This window comes from Collinsella sp. AM13-34, from assembly GCF_003473055.1.
Taxonomy (GTDB): domain Bacteria; phylum Actinomycetota; class Coriobacteriia; order Coriobacteriales; family Coriobacteriaceae; genus Collinsella.
Window position 1 is genome coordinate 3,388 of the sequence record NZ_QRLE01000018.1, and the last position, 19,705, is coordinate 23,092.

Annotated in this window: 16 protein-coding genes; 11 read left to right on the forward strand and 5 right to left on the reverse strand. The window is 58.7% G+C overall.

Annotated features, from left to right (window positions below; all coding sequences use genetic code 11):
* Window positions 1-177: 177 nt before the first annotated feature.
* The gene (locus DW151_RS07925; RefSeq protein WP_118335279.1) at window positions 178-645 is read right to left on the reverse strand and encodes a hypothetical protein; all 468 of its coding nucleotides are present in this window, start codon (window positions 643-645) and stop codon (window positions 178-180) included.
* A gap of 277 nt (window positions 646-922) precedes the next feature.
* Here DW151_RS07925 and DW151_RS07930 point away from each other — a divergent pair, with 277 nt between their 5' ends.
* Window positions 923-1,354, forward strand: a complete 432-nt coding sequence (locus tag DW151_RS07930) for an Hsp20/alpha crystallin family protein (RefSeq protein WP_117635977.1) — start codon at window positions 923-925, stop codon at window positions 1,352-1,354.
* Between the two features lie 80 nt (window positions 1,355-1,434).
* On the opposite strand, the gene DW151_RS07935 is transcribed toward DW151_RS07930, so the two are convergent.
* Window positions 1,435-2,244: an MBL fold metallo-hydrolase gene (locus DW151_RS07935; protein ID WP_118335281.1), complete on the reverse strand. Its 810-nt coding sequence runs from the start codon at window positions 2,242-2,244 to the stop codon at window positions 1,435-1,437.
* Between the two features lie 48 nt (window positions 2,245-2,292).
* Here DW151_RS07935 and tilS point away from each other — a divergent pair, with 48 nt between their 5' ends.
* The 5 genes from tilS (at window position 2,293) to DW151_RS07960 (ending at window position 9,029) form a co-directional block, all read left to right on the forward strand.
* Window positions 2,293-3,834 (forward strand): tRNA lysidine(34) synthetase TilS, encoded by a 1,542-nt coding sequence (gene tilS, locus DW151_RS07940; protein ID WP_199579925.1) that lies wholly within the window; start codon window positions 2,293-2,295, stop codon window positions 3,832-3,834.
* Window positions 3,835-3,982: 148 nt separating this feature from the next.
* Complete coding sequence (gene hpt, locus DW151_RS07945) at window positions 3,983-4,531, forward strand: hypoxanthine phosphoribosyltransferase (RefSeq protein ID WP_055251779.1); 549 nt, start codon at window positions 3,983-3,985, stop codon at window positions 4,529-4,531.
* Between the two features lies 1 nt (window position 4,532).
* Window positions 4,533-6,671 carry an ATP-dependent zinc metalloprotease FtsH gene (gene ftsH, locus DW151_RS07950; protein ID WP_118335283.1) on the forward strand — a complete coding sequence of 713 codons (2,139 nt, stop codon included), beginning with the start codon at window positions 4,533-4,535 and terminating at the stop codon, window positions 6,669-6,671.
* A 186-nt stretch (window positions 6,672-6,857) separates the two neighbouring features.
* The gene (locus tag DW151_RS07955; protein WP_118335285.1) at window positions 6,858-8,048 is read left to right on the forward strand and encodes a pyridoxal phosphate-dependent aminotransferase; all 1,191 of its coding nucleotides are present in this window, start codon (window positions 6,858-6,860) and stop codon (window positions 8,046-8,048) included.
* A 159-nt stretch (window positions 8,049-8,207) separates the two neighbouring features.
* A complete protein-coding gene (locus DW151_RS07960; RefSeq protein WP_118335287.1) occupies window positions 8,208-9,029 on the forward strand; it encodes a phosphatase in 822 nt (273 codons plus the stop codon).
* A gap of 101 nt (window positions 9,030-9,130) precedes the next feature.
* Here DW151_RS07960 and rlmD read toward each other — a convergent pair whose 3' ends face one another.
* Entirely contained in the window at window positions 9,131-10,345 is a 1,215-nt protein-coding gene (rlmD, locus tag DW151_RS07965; protein WP_370448025.1) for a 23S rRNA (uracil(1939)-C(5))-methyltransferase RlmD, read from the reverse strand.
* 572 nt (window positions 10,346-10,917) lie between these two features.
* Between rlmD and DW151_RS07970 the strand changes: the two genes are divergently transcribed.
* The 4 genes from DW151_RS07970 (at window position 10,918) to DW151_RS07985 (ending at window position 15,574) form a co-directional block, all read left to right on the forward strand.
* Window positions 10,918-11,778, forward strand: coding sequence for a transporter substrate-binding domain-containing protein (locus DW151_RS07970; RefSeq protein ID WP_117638079.1), 861 nt, complete (start codon window positions 10,918-10,920; stop codon window positions 11,776-11,778).
* Entirely contained in the window at window positions 11,778-12,431 is a 654-nt protein-coding gene (locus tag DW151_RS07975; RefSeq protein WP_099432382.1) for an amino acid ABC transporter permease, read from the forward strand. Before DW151_RS07970 ends, DW151_RS07975 begins: the two co-directional genes overlap by 1 nt.
* Window positions 12,424-13,188 (forward strand): amino acid ABC transporter ATP-binding protein, encoded by a 765-nt coding sequence (locus tag DW151_RS07980; protein ID WP_118335291.1) that lies wholly within the window; start codon window positions 12,424-12,426, stop codon window positions 13,186-13,188. Before DW151_RS07975 ends, DW151_RS07980 begins: the two co-directional genes overlap by 8 nt.
* Before the next feature lie 310 nt (window positions 13,189-13,498).
* Complete coding sequence (locus DW151_RS07985; protein ID WP_118335293.1) at window positions 13,499-15,574, forward strand: translation factor GTPase family protein; 2,076 nt, start codon at window positions 13,499-13,501, stop codon at window positions 15,572-15,574.
* 111 nt (window positions 15,575-15,685) lie between these two features.
* Here DW151_RS07985 and DW151_RS07990 read toward each other — a convergent pair whose 3' ends face one another.
* Window positions 15,686-16,663 carry a DNA/RNA non-specific endonuclease gene (locus DW151_RS07990; protein ID WP_118335295.1) on the reverse strand — a complete coding sequence of 326 codons (978 nt, stop codon included), beginning with the start codon at window positions 16,661-16,663 and terminating at the stop codon, window positions 15,686-15,688.
* Window positions 16,664-16,792: 129 nt separating this feature from the next.
* On the reverse strand, window positions 16,793-17,803 hold the full coding sequence (locus DW151_RS07995; protein ID WP_233502874.1) for a LacI family DNA-binding transcriptional regulator: 1,011 nt from the start codon (window positions 17,801-17,803) through the stop codon (window positions 16,793-16,795).
* A 415-nt stretch (window positions 17,804-18,218) separates the two neighbouring features.
* Here DW151_RS07995 and DW151_RS08000 point away from each other — a divergent pair, with 415 nt between their 5' ends.
* Window positions 18,219-19,691 (forward strand): PTS fructose transporter subunit IIC, encoded by a 1,473-nt coding sequence (locus DW151_RS08000; RefSeq protein WP_118335297.1) that lies wholly within the window; start codon window positions 18,219-18,221, stop codon window positions 19,689-19,691.
* Window positions 19,692-19,705: the final 14 nt, after the last annotated feature.

The window sequence follows — 19,705 nt, forward strand, 5'->3', positions numbered from 1 at the left end:
GAGAGTACTGCGGGGCCAGCCCGTGGGAGGCCAGGGCGCCGCTGACCGGTGGACGGCACCGAGCCGTCATCGAAACTGCAGAAGGGGGAGGCCTCGCGGCCTCCCCCTTTTTTGCGTTTACGGGGCGTAAATGACTCAATTACACCAGACGATCTTGTTGTTTTCGGTATTGAGCCTTTATTTAAAGAAAATAAATCGTATAACAAGGGCAACTGCTATGGCCGCAATGGTCAAAAGCAGAATTGTCAGCTGATGCTGCTTGCGTCGTTTACTTGACGAAACGAAGATTGACTTTCCCTGTTTTGGCGTTTCGAGATAGCGAGCCGAATGCGTCAAGGTTTGCTTGGGTCGAGGCCCTCTTTGTTGATGGACGGCGGATGCTTTCATCGGCTCATCACTAGCTGCGCTGTTTTTAGATAATGGTGCGTCTTTCAGATATACAGGGTCTCCCGAGGCGACGCCCATATGTTTACGTCCCGTTTGGGCATCCTCGAGCGTTTGATATCGGTTTCTCGTCACATAATCGAGCTCTTGGTCATTGATGGGCTCTTGCGAGATGTGGGGGCGATGGAACCGTGGCGGCTGCGTAGAAGTATCTTCGCCCTGCGTCGGCATAAACATATTGTTCTGGTTTTGGTCGTCCATGATGCCCTTTAGCTCGTTACCAACAACGTGTACGCGCTCATTGTAAGCCCCTTGTTATTTGTAGCTGCGAACATACTTGTTATTTAAGCTCTGGTTCAAAGAACCTTAACCTTACTAAAACCTGAGTCATACACACTTAGATATGCTTATAGTACTGGACTCAAAAAACTTTATAGTCGATGTATATATGGGCACTGGGTGGGCATATATAAGAGCGTCAAAAGAAGTCCCAGTCACCTAGAAGATGGCTCGGCAGTCCTTAAAAGGAGTGGTAAACATGGCAAGCATGGTTCCTTATCGTTCGGTTTTTGGCGTTCGTCCTTCTGCTAGCTCGCTGTTCGATCTGTTTGATGATATGACCGACCTTGCAAACAACTCGATTGCCTCCAAGGCGTTCCCCGTTGACGTTGAGGACAAGGGCGATGGCTACGAGGTCAAGGCGTATCTGACCGGTGTCGCCAAGGATGACATCGACGTTGAGCTCAATGAGGGTCGCCTGTCCATCAGCGTGAACGTCGAGGAGAGTGCCGAGAACGAGGGCAAGAACTTCCTGCAGAAGGAGTTTAGCTCGTACAGCGCGACGCGTGGCGTATATCTGAAGGACGCTTCGAGCGAGGGCCTCTCTGCAAAGTATGCTGACGGCATCCTCACCGTTACGGTTCCTAAGATCGTCGAGAAGAAGAACGTCACGAAGATCTCCATCGACTAACGATGGCTCTGCTTCAATCGAGAGTATGAGTTAAGGGGGCTGGGAAGTGATTCCCAGCCCCCTTTTGTTGTCTTGTGGGGCTATTGAATAGTTGTCGGTTGATACTGACTTGCAGGGCGTATCGAGAGCTTCCGTGGCCCTTGAAGACGGGTGGCAGAACTGCCGAGTTCATCATCGAGACTTGCATCAAGCGCGTTGGCATAGCTTTTGACGGTAAGGCTTGGACGATTATTGTCCTGGCTGATATGCATGGCGATGAGCTGTTCGGTGCGATCGGTAACAAGTTCGCGCGCGGCTTCGGCGGCCTGGTTGTTGGAGAGGTGCCCCTTTGTGGACAGGATGCGCTCCTGAAGAAAGCGGGGGTACGCTCCTTCGCGCAGCATAGCTACATCGTGGTTGCTTTCGAGCGCGAGAACTCGACAGTCTTTGAGGATGCCTATGGCCTTGCTCGATAGCTCTCCGGTGTCGGTGGTAAACCCAATGGAATCATCGAGAGCATTAAATCGATAGCCGACAGGATTGATGACATCGTGCGATGTTGAGTAGGTTTGCACGTGGATGCCGGCAATGGGGAGCGTGTCGCCGGGGTCAAATTCCTCTACGGGCAGGTGCGCGAGGTTTTCTTTGCATGAAAGGGTGTCCCTGCTGGCAAAGAGGGGACCATGCCAGTGCTTGCACCATACATCGAGCCCCTTGATATGGTCACCATGCTCATGGGTGATTACTAGAGCGGCGACGTCGTCTGCCGAGAGGCCAAGCTCCGCCATGCGTTTAAGTGTCTCGCGGCGGGACAGGCCGTTGTCGATCATGATGAGCCCCTGAGGCCCCTCGACGAGTGCGCAGTTGCCTTTTGAGCCGCTGCCGAGGATATGAAGGTGCAGGCGAGACATAAGATTCCAAAGGATACAATGAGTGCGGACGAATAGAGGAGGAAGCGAATGCCAACGGTATCTCAGCACTATGGACATCATGCCGCGCCGAGGACGGATAAGAGCGCCCTGGCAACGCGGCAGGCCGCTGCCCCCGTAGTGCTCATGGTATCAGGCGGTGCGGACTCGACGGCACTGCTCCTTATGGCTTGCACATCAAAGCTGGATATCCAGGACGGGCGCGGCGTCGCTCCCATTGCGCGCGAGCGATTGCACGTGCTGCATGTAAACCATCATCTGCGCAGGGAGGCATCCGATGGCGACGAGGCCTTTGTACGTGACCTGTGCGCGCAATACGGCTTGCCGCTGTGTGTTGAGCATGCCTATTTTGATGACGAATCGGGCAATATCGAGGCTGCGGCTCGCGAGGTGCGCTATGCCGCGGCACGGAGATATGTTCGCGAACTTTGTGCCGAATCGGGCGCACCGCGGACGGCGGCTCGTATCTGTACCGCGCATACTTCGTCGGACCGCGTGGAAACATTTTTGATGAACGCGATTAAGGGATCGGGGCCCGCTGGCCTATCGAGCATTCCTCGCCGGAGGAATATCGTGGTGCGTCCCTTGCTCGACCTAACTCATGGCGAGCTCGTGGGCTATCTACAGGTACATGGTCAGCCGTGGCGTGAAGACGAGAGCAATGAGGATATCTCGTATCTGCGAAACTACGTGCGCCATCGAGTGATGCCGGTGGTGGCGCAGCGCAACGCGAGCGTCTGCAAGACGATTGGCGCCGCCTGCGAGATCTTAGGCGATGAGGACGCGTTTTTGTCTCAGCTTTCGGCACAGGCGTTTCGAAGCTGTTTGCGCAAAGAGGCAGCGGGCGCGCTGGTGCTCGATGCCAGGCGCCTTGCTGCGGCCGAGGTGGTAATCGCGCGGCGCATTGTGCGACTGGCGATTAAGCGCATCGATCCGGACGCTCGTCCAGAGATGCGACATGTGGAGCGAGTCCTTTCCTGCGTTGCTGAGGGCGCCGGCTCGGTCACGCTTCCGGCGGGGATTGACGCACGCATTGAGTTTGGCATGCTGGCGTTTAAGGCGCCGGTGGCTCGCGAGGGCTTGGTCGCGGACTGGGTTACCGTACCCGGTCGTTTGCCGTTGGGCGGGGGACGTGTGCTGGTCGCAGAGCCGATGGCCGTTGAACCGGGATGCGATATCGTGCGCCGCGCCCGTGAGCTTGCGGCTGCCGGGGAAGTGACAGCTTTGGTAGACGCGGCGGCCCTGGGGTTTGCCGACTGCGATGGCGAGCGGATGTTAGCCGGCTCGCGCGGGGAGATTCCCACCGAGGCACGATCGGCGCGCCTGTGGGTGGATAGCCCTGTGCCGGGAGACGTGATGTGCCCGTTGGGGATGAACGGCCGAAGCAAGAAAGTGTCAGACCTGTTGAACGAGGCGCGCATTCCTGTTTCAGACCGCTCTGGCGTACCCGTGGTAAGAACGGCTCCGGGGGGTGCCGTAGTATGGGTCGCGGGCGTTCGCGCGGACGAACGTTTTAAGTGCACGGCGGCGACGCGCGTGGCCTATCTGCTTCGCGTGGTTGACGCGGATTAGCTCCTCGCACCAGCTTTTCTGTGCGGCGTTGACGGTATTCCCGCGCTGATGGTGCGCGGGCTGGAAAATATACCCCGTGCGCTGCTAGAATGTGTAGTTCGCGTCCATACGGCGGTGTGTGGGCGATTAAGCACAAGAAAGGGTTGTCATGGCTTCTCAACATCCGGATATCGAGAAGGTTCTGTTTACGCAGGAGGATATCGACGGTATCGTCTCTCGCCTAGGCGAGCAGATTACTCGCGACTACGCGGGTAAGGATCTGGTACTGATTGCGGTCCTGCGCGGCGCCGTGGTCTTTATGGGCGACCTGATGCGCAAGATCGAGCTGCCGACCAACATCGATTTCATGGCTGTTTCGAGCTATGGCGACGGTGTGAAGTCTTCGGGTATCGTGCGTATCATTAAGGACCTGGATATCGACATCCGTGGTCGCGACGTGCTGATCGTCGAGGACATTCTGGACTCGGGCCTGACCCTCAAGTACCTGATGAAGAACCTCGAGAGCCGCAAGCCCGCTTCTCTGGAGGTCGCCGCCTTCCTATGGAAGGACGTTGAGGACCGTACCTCGGCCGTCACGCCCAAGTATGTTGGAACCCATTGCCCCGATGCCTTTGTGGTGGGCTACGGCCTCGACTATGCCGAGCGCTATCGCAACCTTCCGTATCTGGGCATTTTGAAACCGGAGGTTTATTCGTAAGATGCCCGACGACCGTAACGATAACAATTCCCAGACTCCCCGGGAGCCTAAGATCCCGGGGATGCCCGGAGGCAAGAAGCCCACGCGTACGGGCTGGCTGTATTTTATTTTGGCTTGCGCGCTTCTGGGCTACGCCTTCTTTAACATGGGCTCTGGCTTTGCCAGCTCCAGCAATACCGTTAAGCTCGCGACGAGCGAGATGGTGAGCGCCATTAAGCAGGATCGCGTCGAAGATTTGACCTATACGGTTCAAGACGGAAGCGTGGCGGGTCATTACTGGAAGACGAAAAAGGACAAGGGTGATACGAGCGAGCTCAAGAGCTTCTCCTCGACCTATGTCGGCTCCGATTCGCTTGCCGAGCTTATGGCGGAGCACCCCGACACCAAGTACATCGTCAACACCAACGACCCCGATTTTTGGGGCGACTTGGCGATGAGTGTGCTGCCGACGATTGCCCTGATCGCCATCATGTTCTACTTTATGCGCCAGATGATGGGCGCCAATAATAGGAACATGCAGTTTGGCAAGACCAATGCCAAGACCAACGAGGCTACGCGTCCCAAGGTCAAGTTCGAGGACGTTGCCGGCGTGGACGAGGCAGTCGAGGAGCTCGAGGAGATCCGTGACTTTTTGAGCGATCCGGATCGCTATCGCAAGCTGGGCGCCAAGATCCCGCGTGGCGTGTTGCTGGTGGGCCCTCCGGGCACCGGTAAAACGTTGCTGGCCAAGGCCGTTGCCGGCGAGGCGGGCGTGCCGTTCTTTAGCATCTCGGGTTCCGACTTTGTCGAGATGTTCGTGGGTGTCGGCGCCAGCCGTGTGCGTGACCTCTTTAAGGAGGCCAAGTCTCAGGCTCCGTCAATCATCTTTATTGACGAGATCGATGCCGTGGGACGTCAGCGCGGAGCTGGCTTGGGCGGCGGTCACGACGAGCGCGAGCAGACGCTCAACCAGCTGCTGGTCGAGATGGACGGCTTTGAGGAAAGCGAGCCGGTCATCCTGATCGCTGCGACCAACCGTCCCGATATTCTGGATCCGGCATTGCTGCGTCCCGGCCGTTTTGACCGTCAGGTTACGGTCGACCGTCCGGATGTGAAGGGCCGCGAGCAGATCTTGCGCGTGCATGCCGAGAACAAGCCGATGGACGAGGACGTGAAGTTTGAGAAGCTCGCCCAGATGACCGTTGGCTTCACCGGCGCCGATCTGGCAAATCTGCTCAACGAGTCTGCGCTGCTGGCTGCCCGCCGCCATCGTTCCGTGATCTCGATGGACGAGGTCGAGGAGTCGATGGAGCGCGTGATTGCCGGACCGCAACGCAAGGGTCGCGTGATGACCGAAGCCGAGCGCACCACGATTGCCTACCATGAGAGCGGCCACGCCCTGGTGGGCCACATCTTGGAGCATTCCGATCCGGTTCATAAGATCTCGATCGTCAGCCGCGGTCAGGCCCTGGGCTACACGCTGCAGCTTCCGCAGGAGGACCACTTCCTCAAGACCAAGAACGAGATGCTCGACGAGCTTGCCGTGTTCTTGGGCGGCCGCGTTGCCGAGGAACTCATGTGCGATGACATCACGTCGGGCGCGAGCAACGACCTGGAGCGCGCGACCAAGATGGCGCGCGAGATGGTCACACGTCTGGGCATGAGCGAGGAGCTGGGCACTCAGGTCTTTGGCGAGGCGCAGCATCAGGTATTCCTGGGCCGTGACTATGCCGATCATCAGGATTACTCCGAGGAGACGGCGCGCCGCATTGATATCGAGGTTCAGCGCATCATGCGCGAGGCCCATCGTCGTGCGGTCGAGATCCTGGACGCCCGTCGCGATCAGCTCGATCTGATGGCGAAGGTGCTGCTTGAGCGCGAGACCGTCGAAGGCGACGCCGTGAACGCCCTGCTCGACAACGAGTGGGATGCCTACCTTGAGCGCGAGGGCGATATCCTGGCGGCCAAGGAGGAGCGCAATGCCAAGGCGGCCGGCATGCCGACCAAGAAGCGCGCGCCTCGTATGAGCGAGGAGGAGCTGGCGGCTGATGCCGCGGCCTTTGCGCAGGCGGCCATGCAGGAGGATGCCGAAGCCGCATCCGATGATGCCGGTGATGGCAATGCTGTCAACGCTGACGGCAACACCGACGCCGACAAATAGTTCTTGTAGCGAAAGCCTCTGCGGGGAAACCTGTGGAGGCTTTTTCTTTTGAGCGATATGGGGCCATCTGTTGATTGGGGACAGACTTAAATGAGCGTTTTCACGCATTTAAGTCTGTCCCCAATCAACATTGTGGCGCTCTAGTTGGCTAAAGCGTACAATACCGCCTATGCGAAAGGGGAACAGATGATCAACGAAACTATGTATGCCCGCGGTGCGGAAAGCTCCATTATCCGCGAGATTTTTAGCTACGGCCTTGAGCGCAAGGCGCAAATCGGCGCGGAAAACGTGTTCGATTTCTCGCTGGGCAACCCGAGCGTTCCTGCTCCCGCCGCCGTCGCGGAGTCCATCAAAAAGGCGCTTGAACTGCCGAGTGACCAGCTGCACGGTTATACGCCCGCTCCGGGCCTGCCGCAGTGCCGTACCGCCGTGGCTGAGTCTCTTAACCGTCGCTTCGGTACGAGCTATGAGGGCAAGGATGTCTTCATGACCGTGGGCGCGGCGGCTTCGCTCACCTGCACGCTCAATGCCGTTACGAACTCGGGTGATGAGGTCATTGTTATCGCCCCGTACTTCCCGGAGTATCGCGTGTGGATTGAGAAGGCCGGCTGTACGTGTGTCGAGGCGCTCGCCGATGAAGATACGTTCCAGCTGAGCGTGGATAATGTGCTCAAGGCGATTACCGACAAGACGGCAGCTGTCATCATCGACTCACCGAATAACCCGACGGGCGCCGTGTATACGCGCGATACCCTGACGCGACTGGCCAATGTTTTACTCGAGGTCAACGCCAAGCGCGATCCCGAGAATCCGATCATGCTTATCTCGGATGAGCCGTATCGCGAGATTGTCTATGGCGCCGAGGTGCCTTGGGTGCCTTCGATCTACGAGCACACCATCGTGTGTTACTCGTATTCCAAGTCGCTTTCGCTACCGGGCGAGCGCGTGGGGTGGATCCTGGTTCCCAATACGAATCCTCAGGCAGCTCGTCTAATGCCCGCCGTTGCCGGTGCCGCCCGTACGCTGGGCTTCGTGTGCGCGCCGGCGCTCTTCCAGCGCGTGATTATCGATTGCATCGATGAGCCGAGTGACGTTGAGGCCTATGCGCGCAACCGCACCGCGCTTACCGATGCACTGGCGGAGTACGGCTACACCTATGTTGAGCCGGATGGTGCATTCTACCTGTGGGTGAAGGCGCTGGAGCCCGATGCGAACGCCTTCTGCGAGCGCGCAAAGAAGTATGAGCTGCTCGCGGTGCCTTCGGATAGCTTTGGCATGCCGGGCTGGTTCCGCCTTGGCTACTGTGTGAGCTACGAGACCATCGTCAACTCGCTACCCGCTTGGAAGCAACTGGCTGACGAATATCGTCGAAAGTAAAGCGCTCTGCTTACAATGTTTTACGTGAAACGGGGTTTGGCGCTAAGCCAGACCCCGTTGTCTATGCCGTTGTGTGATTGGGATGAAGCAGTTTTACGACTGCTGAAAGCTATGCGTACAATGAATATACGCGACGGCCATACTGGACAAGGAGACCTGATGCCCTACCTGCTTTCTTGTGATATTCATACTCATACGATGTTCTCTGCGCATGCGTATTCAACCATCGAGGAGAACATATATTGGGCGGCAGAGCGCGGCCTTCAGGTGCTCGGTTCCGCCGATCATTTAAGCTCGATGGTTACGCCTTGCCCCAATGACCTGCGCAGTTTCCAATTCTTTATTAACCAGGATATCTGGCCGCGCATTTGGAGCGGCGTGCTGGTGCTGCGTGGTGCCGAGGCCGATATCGCTTCGCTGGACGGAAGCCTGTTTGGCGAGGGCATTCCCGTTTCGCTCGATATTGCCGGCGATTCGTATAGTCGTGAGCATTCGCTGTTCGATTTGGTGACGCGCAATTTGGATTATTTGGTTGCGAGCGTGCATAATCCGCAGCTCGCTGAAGGCGCGACGCTCGCCCAGACGACCGAGATGTACATCAATGCCCTGGAGCATCCCAAGGTGTTCATGCTTGGGCATACGGGTCGTTCGGGCGTGCCGTTCGATATCGATGAGGTGCTGCTGGCGGCCAAGGCCAAGCACAAGATTATCGAGATCAACAACCACAGTCTTGAGCATGGCGCGGATGCCGAGCATTGGGACGTGTGCCGCAAGATCGCCGAGCGCTGTGCCGAACTGGGCGTGGGCATTGGCGTGTCGACCGATGCCCACATTGGTATGGCCATTGGCAAGCTCGATCACGCGCGCAAGATGCTCGACGAGATTCACTTCCCACTGGACCTGATCGTGACGCGCGACCGCGAGACGCTGCTGCGCGAGATGGCGGCAGCCGGCGTGTGTGACCTGCGCAAGGGGATGTAGCCGGGTGTATATACCTAATGAAGGGGGACGGTCCAGGCGGGCCGTCCCCCTTCTTATGCCGGTAGATTTTTGGGACATGCCTTAAAATCTACCGGGGTGGATTAGCGGCGTTCGAGGACCGCGACAGTCTCGGTGTGGTCGGTATGAGGGAACATGTCGACCGGCGTGATCTTGAGCAGGCGATAGTCTCCGTCGAGGAGTTGGTGCAGGTCGCGCTCTTGGGTCACGGGATTGCAGCTGATATAGGTGATACGGCGCGGCTTAAGTGTGCAGGCGGCCTCAAGAAACTCGGGCGTGGAGCCGGCGCGCGGCGGATCGATGGAGAGAACGTCAACGCGCTCGTTGTTATCGGCGGCGTCCAGGATGTAATCGGTGGCGTCGTCGGCCATAAACCAAGCGCTGCGGGTGAGGCCGTTGAGCTCGGCATTGCGACGTGCGTCGGCAATGCCCGCCGGGTTGCGCTCCACGCCGAGCAGCATAATGCCAACACCCCTGTTCTGGGCATCCTTCGCGGCGCACAGGCCGATGGTGCCGCTGCCGCAGTAAGCGTCCATGAGAATGTCGCCCTGCTGCAGGTCCATGCCGTCAATCGCGAGCTGATAGAGCAGCTCGGTCTGCTGCGGATTGGTCTGATAGAACGCGGTAGGGGAGATATCGAATTCGCAACCGAGCAGCTGGTCGCGCATGCACTCGGCGCCATAGACGATACGAGTCTCCTCACCCAAGATGGCGTTACCGGGACGGCCGTTGATATTTTGGGCGACGGTGACGATATGCGGATCGAGCGCCGCGACGGCCTCAAAGAACTCCTGCGCATGCGGTAAGTCACGCTGGGCGGTCACGAGCGTAACCATGACTTGGTCGGTGCGCCAACCGCAGCGGACGACGGCATAGCGAAGCAAACCAAGATGCTTGTCCTCATTAAAGGCGGGAATATGCAGCCGCTCAGCTTCGCGCGCGATGCCGTTGAGAATCTGACGAGTGCCCGGCGCCTCGACAGGGCATTCAGGAACAGCAACGATCCTGTGCGTCCCACGTTCAAAAAAGCCGCAGCGGACAGCGCCCTCTTTGCCGGGAGCAAACGGAGTGGCAGCCTTATGACGAAAACCACGCGGCGCAGGATACTTGCCCGGGTCGCCCAGGGTAACACCCATACCGCGAATGGGATCAACGGCAACACCCTCGCGCTCACAGAGCTCAGCAAACAGCTCCTCCATAGCAGCCTGCTTGGCCGCCAACTGCTTCTTATAAGGACGATTGAGCGCCGTACACCCACCACAAGCCCGCATGATGGAACAAGGCGACTTGGGATCCACGGCCTTACGCGAGGACGGAACCGAATCGTTAAGCGGGCGCTTGGGGCGAGCCTGAGGCGCCTTATCCCCGCCCCGACGAGAGCCAGAACGCTTGGTCTTAGCCCTGCTCTTGGTCGATTTGCTTTTTGCAGCTTTAGAAGACTTGGATTTCGTAGAAGATTTCTCCTCCTTTGACCCCTCAGCCGCTTCCACCAAAGCACGACGAGCCCTACGCTCCGCACGAGATTCTGCCATCAATAACTCCACTAATTCATAAATTTAAGCTGCAAGTATTGTACCGTGCCAAGCCAGCAGACGATATGCAAGCGGTTTATTCGTGCCAGTGATAAGCCCAACGACGGTTGCCCGCCGCGTGAGGGGTGTGGGGGTTAAGTTTATCGCGAGTTCCGCACGAACAGGAGGCCACTTAATGTGGCCTCCGTCGTGAGCAGGACTGTAGAGCAGGAAACTTAACCCCCACACCCCTCACGCGGCGGGCAAACTCGCCTTGTGCTCTATCACGCTAAAGTGTATGATTCTGAACGTTACATGACTCACTTTACCTAACTAAAGTGCCATCAAGGGGGAATACCATGAATACCGATATGTCTCGTCGTCAATTTGTCGGTCTAGCCGGTTCGCTTGCCACGGTGCTTGGCCTCGGCCTGGTAGGCTGCGGCGGTGGTGCCGGCAAGGGCTCCGCTGCTGGCTCTGCCGCGGCCAAGGATGTGAAGGGCGCTGCGGAGTCCAAGAAGCTCGTGGTGGGCTTTGACAAGTCCTACCCTCCGTACGGCTTTGTGGGCGACGATGGCGAGTACACCGGGTTTGACCTCGATCTGGCTAAGGCCGTTGCCGATAAGCAGGGCTGGGATGTCGATTACGAGGCCATCGATTGGGATGCCAAGGACACGCTGCTCAACTCCGGCGCCATCAACTGCATCTGGAATGGCTTTACCATGGAGGGTCGCGAGGACGACTACACGTTTTCCGAGCCTTACATGCTCAACGAGCAGGTGCTCGTGGTCAAGAAGGACGCGGGTATCAAGAGCTGGGACGATCTTGCCGGCAAGACCGTGATTACCCAGACTGATTCCGCCGCACAGGATGTGCTCGAGGGCGACCAGAAGGATCTGGCCGCGACGTTTGCCACGCTCGATACCATCGGTGAGTACAACACGGCGTTTATGCAGCTCGAGAGTGGCGCAGTCGATGCCGTTGCCTGTGACCTCTCGATCGCTCAGTATCAGCTTGCCGCCAAGCCCGATGCCTATACGCAGCTCGACAAGCCGCTGTCCAGCGAGCATTACGCCGTTGGCTTCAAGAAGGGCGACACCAAGTCCGCCGATGCCGTGACCGAGTCGCTCAAGGCACTCTACGAGGATGGCACGGTCAAGGACCTCTGTGATAAATATGCAGATTACGGTCTGTCTTTCGATAATTGGGTGCTCAAGTAATGTCTATTCAGGTCATGATGCAAATGCTTGGCCAGGGATTCTTGGTCAGCTTGCAGCTGTTTGTGCTAACGCTGCTCGGGTCGATTCCGCTGGGAATCCCCGTGGCGTTTATGCGCATGAGCAAAATTGCGCCGCTCCGCTGGATTGCGCGCATCTACATTTCGGTCATGCGCGGTACGCCGCTCATGCTGCAGATGTTTGCCATCTACTTTGCCCCGTACTACGTGTTTGGCATTTCGCTCACGCCCGATTCCAAGTGGACGGCGTGCGTCGTGGCGTTCATCATCAACTACGCCGGTTACTTTGCCGAGATCTATCGCTCGGGCTTGCAGTCCATTCCGCGCGGTCAATACGAGGCCGCCGAGGTGCTGGGCTACTCGCGCCTGCAGACGTTTTTGTACATTGTGATGCCGCAGGTCGCCAAGCGCATCTTGCCGGCGATGGGCAACGAGATCATTACGCTGGTCAAGGACACGTCGCTGGCGTTTGCCATTGGCGTGGGTGAGATGTTTTCGACCGCCAAGGCGCTGGTTGCCTCGCAGGTGAGCATGGTGCCGTTTGCGATTGCGGCTCTGATCTACTGGGTCTTTAACTTTGTGGTCGAGATGCTGCTGGGCGCCGCCGAAAAGAAGCTGGACTATTATCATGACTAACTCGGTGATGAAAATCGAAAGCGCGCGCAAGGCGTTTGGTGGCAATGAGGTGCTCAAGGACATCTCGCTCGAGGTGAAGCGCGGCGAGGTCGTGGCGATTATCGGGCCTTCGGGCGGCGGTAAGTCCACGCTGCTGCGCTGTGCCACGCTGCTCGAGACGCTCGACGGCGGCTCGCTCTCGTTTGGCGACCTTGCCGTCGCGACGGACGCGGGACCGGGTGCGGTCTATGCGAAAGGCGACGTGCCCAAACAGGCGCGCTCGCGGTTTGGTCTGGTGTTCCAGAACTACAATCTGTTCCCGCACTATACGGTGATGAAAAACATCATCGACGCGCCGATCCGCGTGCTTAAGCGTCCGCGCGAGCAGGCGGAGGCCCGCGCACACGAGCTTATTGCACAGATGGGGCTTACGGGTAACGAGAACAAGGTACCCTGCGAGCTTTCGGGCGGTCAGCAGCAGCGCGTGAGTATTGCCCGCGCCCTGGCGCTCGACCCGGAAATCTTGTTCTTTGATGAGCCGACCTCGGCGCTCGATCCAGAGCTGACGGCTGAGGTGCTGCGCGTCATCAAGGATTTGGCCGCGCAGAATATGACGATGGTGATCGTGACGCACGCGATGCAGTTTGCCCGCGACGTTGCCGACCGCGTGGTCTTTATGGATGGCGGTCGCATTGTCGAGGAGGGATCTGCCGAGCAGGTTATCGACCATCCGCGCGAGCAGCGCACGCGTGAGTTCTTGAGCCGTATCGAGGGATAGACTCAGGTATTTACTCAACTATTAATTGAGGCGAAGCCGCCACAGGTCTTACGGTCTGTGGTGGCTTTTTGTTTACATCGACGGGGTTCAATAATTGCCCCACAAGCTTGTCTCTTCCTCTCGCCGCCTGTATTCATACGTGTGCCGAAAGGTATGCATGGACAGCCGTCCGTGAGGGTAGGGTGGTGGCATAGGACATTTGGAGGGTGAGTCGGCTCGGCTGCCGACCATGCTGCTCCCGGGACGGCACCGACCGCGAACTCTCCCCGTTGGCGTCGCGCATTGCGCGCGGCCCTGCAAGGAGGTCATCATGGGTGCTCCCAAGACCGGTAACGTAAGGAACGTGGTGCTCGTAGGCCAAGGCGGGGTGGGCAAGACTTCACTCGCCGAGGCCATGCTCCACCTTTCCGGCAAGACCGCCCGCCTGGGCGGCCACGACGGCACCAAGCCCACGCTCGACTATGACCCCGAAGAGGTCAAGCGTGCATTTTCCATCTCGACGACCATCGCGCCGATCGACTGGAAGGGCGCGCGCATCAATGTGCTCGATGCCCCGTGCTACCCCGATTTTATCGGCGACGCCTTTGCCGCGATGAGCGTCTGCGAGACGGCCCTGTTTGTGGTCGACGCCGAGGCCGGCCCGCAGCCTACGACGGTTAAGCTCTGGTATGCCGCCGAGGACCTGCGTCTGGCGCGTGCGGTATTCGTAAACCGCCTGTCGCGCTCCGAGGCCAGCTTTGCGACCACAATGGACCTGCTGCAGGAGCGCTTTGGTACGCGCCTGGGCGCCGTGACTCTTCCCTGGGGCGAGGGCGAGGACTTTGACGGCATCATCGACCTGGTGCGCATGAAGGCGCGCCACTGCAACGGCGCCGAGGCCGTTGAGTCGGAGATTCCCGAGGAGTATCGTGCCCAGGCCGAGGAGGCCCATGACCATCTGTGCGAGCTGGTGGCCGAGGCTGACGACGAGCTGATGATGAAATACTTGGAAGGCGAGGAGACGCTGACGCAGGAGGAGCTTGAGGGCTTGTTGTCCAAGGCGATCGCCGAACGCATCTTTGTGCCGGTCTTTGCGGGCGATTGCATTAAGGAGCAGGGCGTCAACTCGCTGATGGACGACATCGCCACGTACTTCCCGGCGCCGACCGACTACGGCGAGATGCCGCTCATCGACGGCGATTCGCTTAAGATCTCGAGTGACGATGACCGTCCGGTGGCCTTTGTGTTTAAGACCCTGGCCGATCCGCAGCAGGGTCGCATCAGCTTTATCAAGGTGCTGACGGGTACGCTTGAGCCGGGTCTTGAGCTGATCAACGCCCGCACGCGCAAGAGCGACCGTCTGGCTCACCTTTATGTGATGTGCGGCCGCGACATGACCGAGGTCGGGCACGCCTATGCCGGCGATATCATCGTGGCACCCAAGCTGGCGGCCGAGACGGGCGATACGCTCTCGATTACCGGCAAGGTTGAGGCTGCGGCGTTTAAGTTCCCCAACTCGCAGTACCGCATCGCCATCGAGGCCGAGAAGCGTGGCGACGAGGAGAAGCTCTACACGTTTATCGAGAAGGCCTGCAAGGCAGACCCGACCATGAGCATCGACCGCGACGAGGAGACCGGGCAGACCATCATCTCGGCGGTGGGCGAGGCGCAGGTTTCGGTGCTGCTCAACCGTTTGGAGGACCGCACCAAGGTTGTGGCAAAGAGCGTGCCGATCCGCATTCCGTATCGCGAGACCATCCGCCGCACGGCGAGCGCACAGGGCCGACACAAGAAGCAGACTGGCGGTGCCGGTCAGTATGGCGACTGCTGGCTGCGCGTTGAGCCACTCATTGGGCCCGACGGCACGAGCGATGGCTATGAGTTTGTGGACGAGGTCGTAGGCGGCCGTATTCCGCGCTCGCTGATTCCCGCCGTGGACAAGGGCGTCCAGGAGACCATGAAGGACGGCATTATTGCCGGCTACCCGCTTACGGGCATTCGTGTGGCTGTGTACGACGGCTCGTATCACAGCGTCGACTCCAACGAGATGGCGTTCCGCGCGGCGGCTCGCATCGGCCTGCGCAAGGCATGCGCCGATGCCGACCCGGTGGTGCTGGAGCCCATCGAGGAAATCACGGTGACTATCCCCGAGAGCTACGCCGGCGCCGTGATGGGCGACATCTCGGCCTCGCGCGGTCGCGTGACAGGCATGGAGACCGATGAGCGCGGAGACACCGTGGTTATCGCGCAGGCACCTCTCGCCGAGCTGACGGATTACTCGACGCGCCTGCGCTCTATCACGCGCGGCACGGGTGACTTTACCATGAAGCCCGCCGGCTACGAGCAGGTGCCCTATGACGTTCAGGCCAAGCTGGTCGAGCGCTATGAGGAGGGTCGCGCTAAGTAGCGTGTGGCTTTGCCGGTGCTATACATGCCGATGCAAGGGCCGCTCTGGGTGATCCGGAACGGCCCTTTTTGATCCCTGGGGGGATGCAAATCGGTTCTTGTCGGGTTAGGGCTAGTCCCCTGAGGCCTGATTGCGGCCGGTGGCGTAGTCGATCTGCACATGCGGTTGCAGGTTGTAGCAGTACACGTGGAAGCACAGTGTCTTGCCGTGGTCCTCGACCGATTGCGCCTCGAGGCGGACACCGCGGCAGACGAGTTCCTCTTCGTTGTACATGGGCGTGACGCGGTAGAGCACGTGGTTGCCCGTGTCGCGGATATAGCCGAGGATCTGCTCTTCGAAGGGCAACATGCCCGTCTCGTTGAGATAGCGCGTGCCGGTCAGGAGATTTTTGCGGTTGGCGTTTTCGCCGCAGAGCGACCAAGCGATAAGGTGGCAGCGGTTATAGAGGCTCTGGCTCGGAATAAAGTCGTAGCGCTGCTGGTGCCACCCGGCGGGGTGGATACGCGAGATATCGCCGCGCTTGCCCTGACCGAGCGATTCGGGTCCTATGCAGGCGAGTGCTTTGCGGGTACGGCCCAGGCTGTCGAGTTTAGAGAACTTCTTAAAGCAGCCCTCTTCGGTGGCCCGTTCGTATTCATCGAGCGTGAACGACGGCGTGCCGAGCGGATGCGTGCCGTCGGCGCGGAGGGCAACGTAGGGGTTGCCGGCGTAGTCGGGAATGCTGGTGAGGTATACGCCGCGCGCGCGGTTGAGGTCGGGGTTTTCCACTTCGTCGACGGGGGTGGCGTTCGAAGAGACATCGTCGCCGGTGCCGGTTGTGGTGAATTCGGAGCCATCGCCGGTGCTTTGGCCGCCTTTGGAATCCGAGGAGCTTACCGTTCCCGATTCGAGCCGGGCGACCAGGTCCGCCTCGTCGTCGGTGCGGCTGGGGCTCTCGTTTTGCTTCTCGGCCAGGGCCGCCGCCTGTTCATCGCTTTGCGGCGAGAGCAGCTTGGGCGCCCCGTCGAGCGATCCCGTAAACAGCGCAAAGCCCAGCACCACGGCGGTGCCGATGGAAAGTGCTTGCTTGTAGGCGGACTTGCGCGACATTGAGGCTCCTGGATGGACGGTTGGGAATCTACCAGTCTAGCAGGAGCCGGCAGAGGCCGTTCTGTCGAACAAATACTTAAGATTTGGGACAAACGCTACTGGTTCATTTGCTTCATATTTGACGTATGGCTAGATCGAGGTGGAGTCGAGCCAGTTGAGCTTGCACTCGAGAATGCGCTGCTCGCCGGGTTGGCTGCTGCCATCAAGCAAGGCGAGCAGCATCTCGGCCGCCTCCCTGCCTTCCTGGTCGACGGGCTCGATGATCGTGGAGACGGTCGGCGTGGTGAGGTTGGTCCAGTCTTCGCAGTTGAGTCCCAAAAGACCTATTTGCTGCGGAAGTAGATGGGCCATGGGTTGGAGGGCCTTGTAGACACGGGGAAGCGCCCATTGGTTTTGTACGAAGATGAGCGTGCGCTTGGCGGGGTTGAACTTGTATTTAAAGTATTCGGTGAGCTCGTTGATCGACGGTTTGTTGTGATCGATGGGGATGGCTTTGTAGAGCTGCCCATTCGCGGCCAATGCCTCGGCATATCCCTGAAAACGTTCCATGCGAGTGCGCATTTCGGTCATGTTGGCGGCGATGGAAAAGAAGTCTTCGTAGCCGGCGTCGAGAAGCGCCTGCGTGGCATTGTACACGCCGTCGTAGAGGTTGGTTTTGATCCAGCTGGTGCCTGGGCTGTAGATGGCCGCGTCAAAAAAGACGACGGGCTTGTCGGCGCGCTTGATGCGGTCATGAACGGCCTTGAAATTTGCCGTGGGCTGGATGATAAAACCATCGACGCCCAGTGAGAGCATTTTGTCGACATACATGAGCTCGGTCTCGGGGTTAAAGTTGCTCGTGCAAACGACCGTCTGGTAGCCCGCGGGGAGCATGACCTGCTCCATGCCGTTGAGGACGAGGCCCGCCCATTTGTTGGTGTTATCCAAGATGATGATGGCGATGACGTGGGTCTGCTTGCCGGTGAGCGTTTGCGCTTGGGCGTTGGGAACGTATCCGAGTTCCTTGATGACGCGCGCAATCTTTGCCTGCGTCTTCTCGCTAAGCTTTTCTCGTTTGTCGTTGAGGTAATACGAGACGCTTGCCGTCGAGGTTCCCGCCTCTCGAGCGACGTCTGCGATCGTAACGCGCTGTTTTGCCACAGCGACTCCTTCCGACAGATGAGCATTTTCCAACATGATGACTTTGAGTCTTGGTGAGGGATGCGCTTTGGTGAGCGACTTTTTCCTTTCATATGAGTATGCAACAAATGCGGTATATGGGTGGGGTCGAAATTTGTGACCGGCATGCGCATCTGCCGTCTACCGAGAAAATCAAATACTTCTTGACTTTTGAAATCGAGGGTAAAATCGCAGGATTCATTTTTGGTTAAACGCATAACTAAATAGCGTAACCAACGCTCTGACCTGCGCGTTTACCGAAATAAACTGGCATTAAGAAAAACGAGCACCTATATTGGTCTTGTCGAAAAGACAGCAAGTCCAAACGGCAGGGGATGCTCCGGAGGCCTCCGCAAACGGTGTCTTGCGCACGCAACTCTATGAAAAGAGGGAAGCAATGAAGATCGTAGGCGTTGCCGCCTGTACCGTGGGTATCGCCCACACGTATATGGCCCAGAAGGCGATTCAGGATGAATGCGCCGCTCGTGGCATCGAGTGCAAAGTCGAGGCTCAGGGTGGTCTGGGTATCGAAAATGAGCTCACGCAGGAAGACGTTGATTGCGCCGACCTGGTGCTCGAGTCCGTCGACGTGGGCGTCGAGAACGAGGACCGTTTTGAGCAAAAGATGGCCGAGGGCAAGTTCCTCAAGGTCGGCACCTCGGATGTAATCGCCGATCCGGTAAAGATTATCGACCAGGCTGTCGAGATCATCAAGGCGACGGGCGGTGCCGTTGACGCGTCCAAGGCCGAGGCCAAGGCAGAGAAGAAGGCCGTCTCCGCTGCCCCGCAGGCCCCGACACCGGCGTCCAAGCAGTCCATCTTTGCCGATCCTGGCAAGACGCTGCTCAATGCATTCAATACCGGTGTTTCCTATTTTATCCCCATCGTCGTTATCGGTGGCGTGTTCCTCGCCTTCTCGTTGGCATCCGGTACTGCCGGTGCTAGCGGTATGGAGGTCACCAACCCGTTGATGGTGAGTCTTAACACTATCGGCATGGCCGGCATCTCTATGATGATTCCGGTGCTTGCGGCATACATCGCCTACTCGATGGCCGGTAAGCCCGCACTTGCCCCCGGCTTCGTCCTGGGCTACTTGGTTAACAACGCCGTCGTCACCCCGAGCGGCAACAGCGTTTCGACCGGCTTCTTGGGCGCCATGATCATGGCTGTCATCTGCGGTTACTTTGTCCGCTGGATGAAGACCTGGAAGGTCAACAACACCATCCAGACCATCATGCCCATTCTGATCATCCCGATTCTGACCTCGCTCGTCCTGGGCATGGCTTACATCTACATCTTGGCCACGCCGCTTGGCTTTGTGATGGATTGGCTCACCAGCGTGCTCGGCAGCCTGCAGGGCGGCTCCGCCGTCGTCCTGGGCTTGGTCATTGGCGTTATGACCGCTTTCGATATGGGTGGCCCCATCAACAAGACCGCTTCAACCTTTACCATGGCCATCATGGCCTCCGGCACCTACGGCCCCAACGGTATGTTCCGCGTCGCCGTCGCCATTCCCCCGATTGCTTGCGGCCTCGCTGCGCTCATCGCCAAGAACAAGTTCGATGACGCTGACCGTCAGATGGGCATCTCTGCGCTGTTCATGGGCTGCATCGGTATTACCGAGGGCGCTATTCCCTTCGCGGTCAAGGATCTTGGCCACACCCTGCCCGGCATTTGCATCGGCTCTGCCGTGGGCGCGGCGCTTGCCGCCTTCCAGGGCATCGACTGCTATGTTCCGCATGGTGGCTTTATTGTCGCCCTGGCCACCAACAACGTCGCGCTGTTCTGCCTGGACATCGTGATTGGCTCCTTGGTCGCCGCTGCAATCCTGATTGCCATGAAGCCCACGCTCGATAAGCAGGCCAAGTAAACCTTTAAGGATTC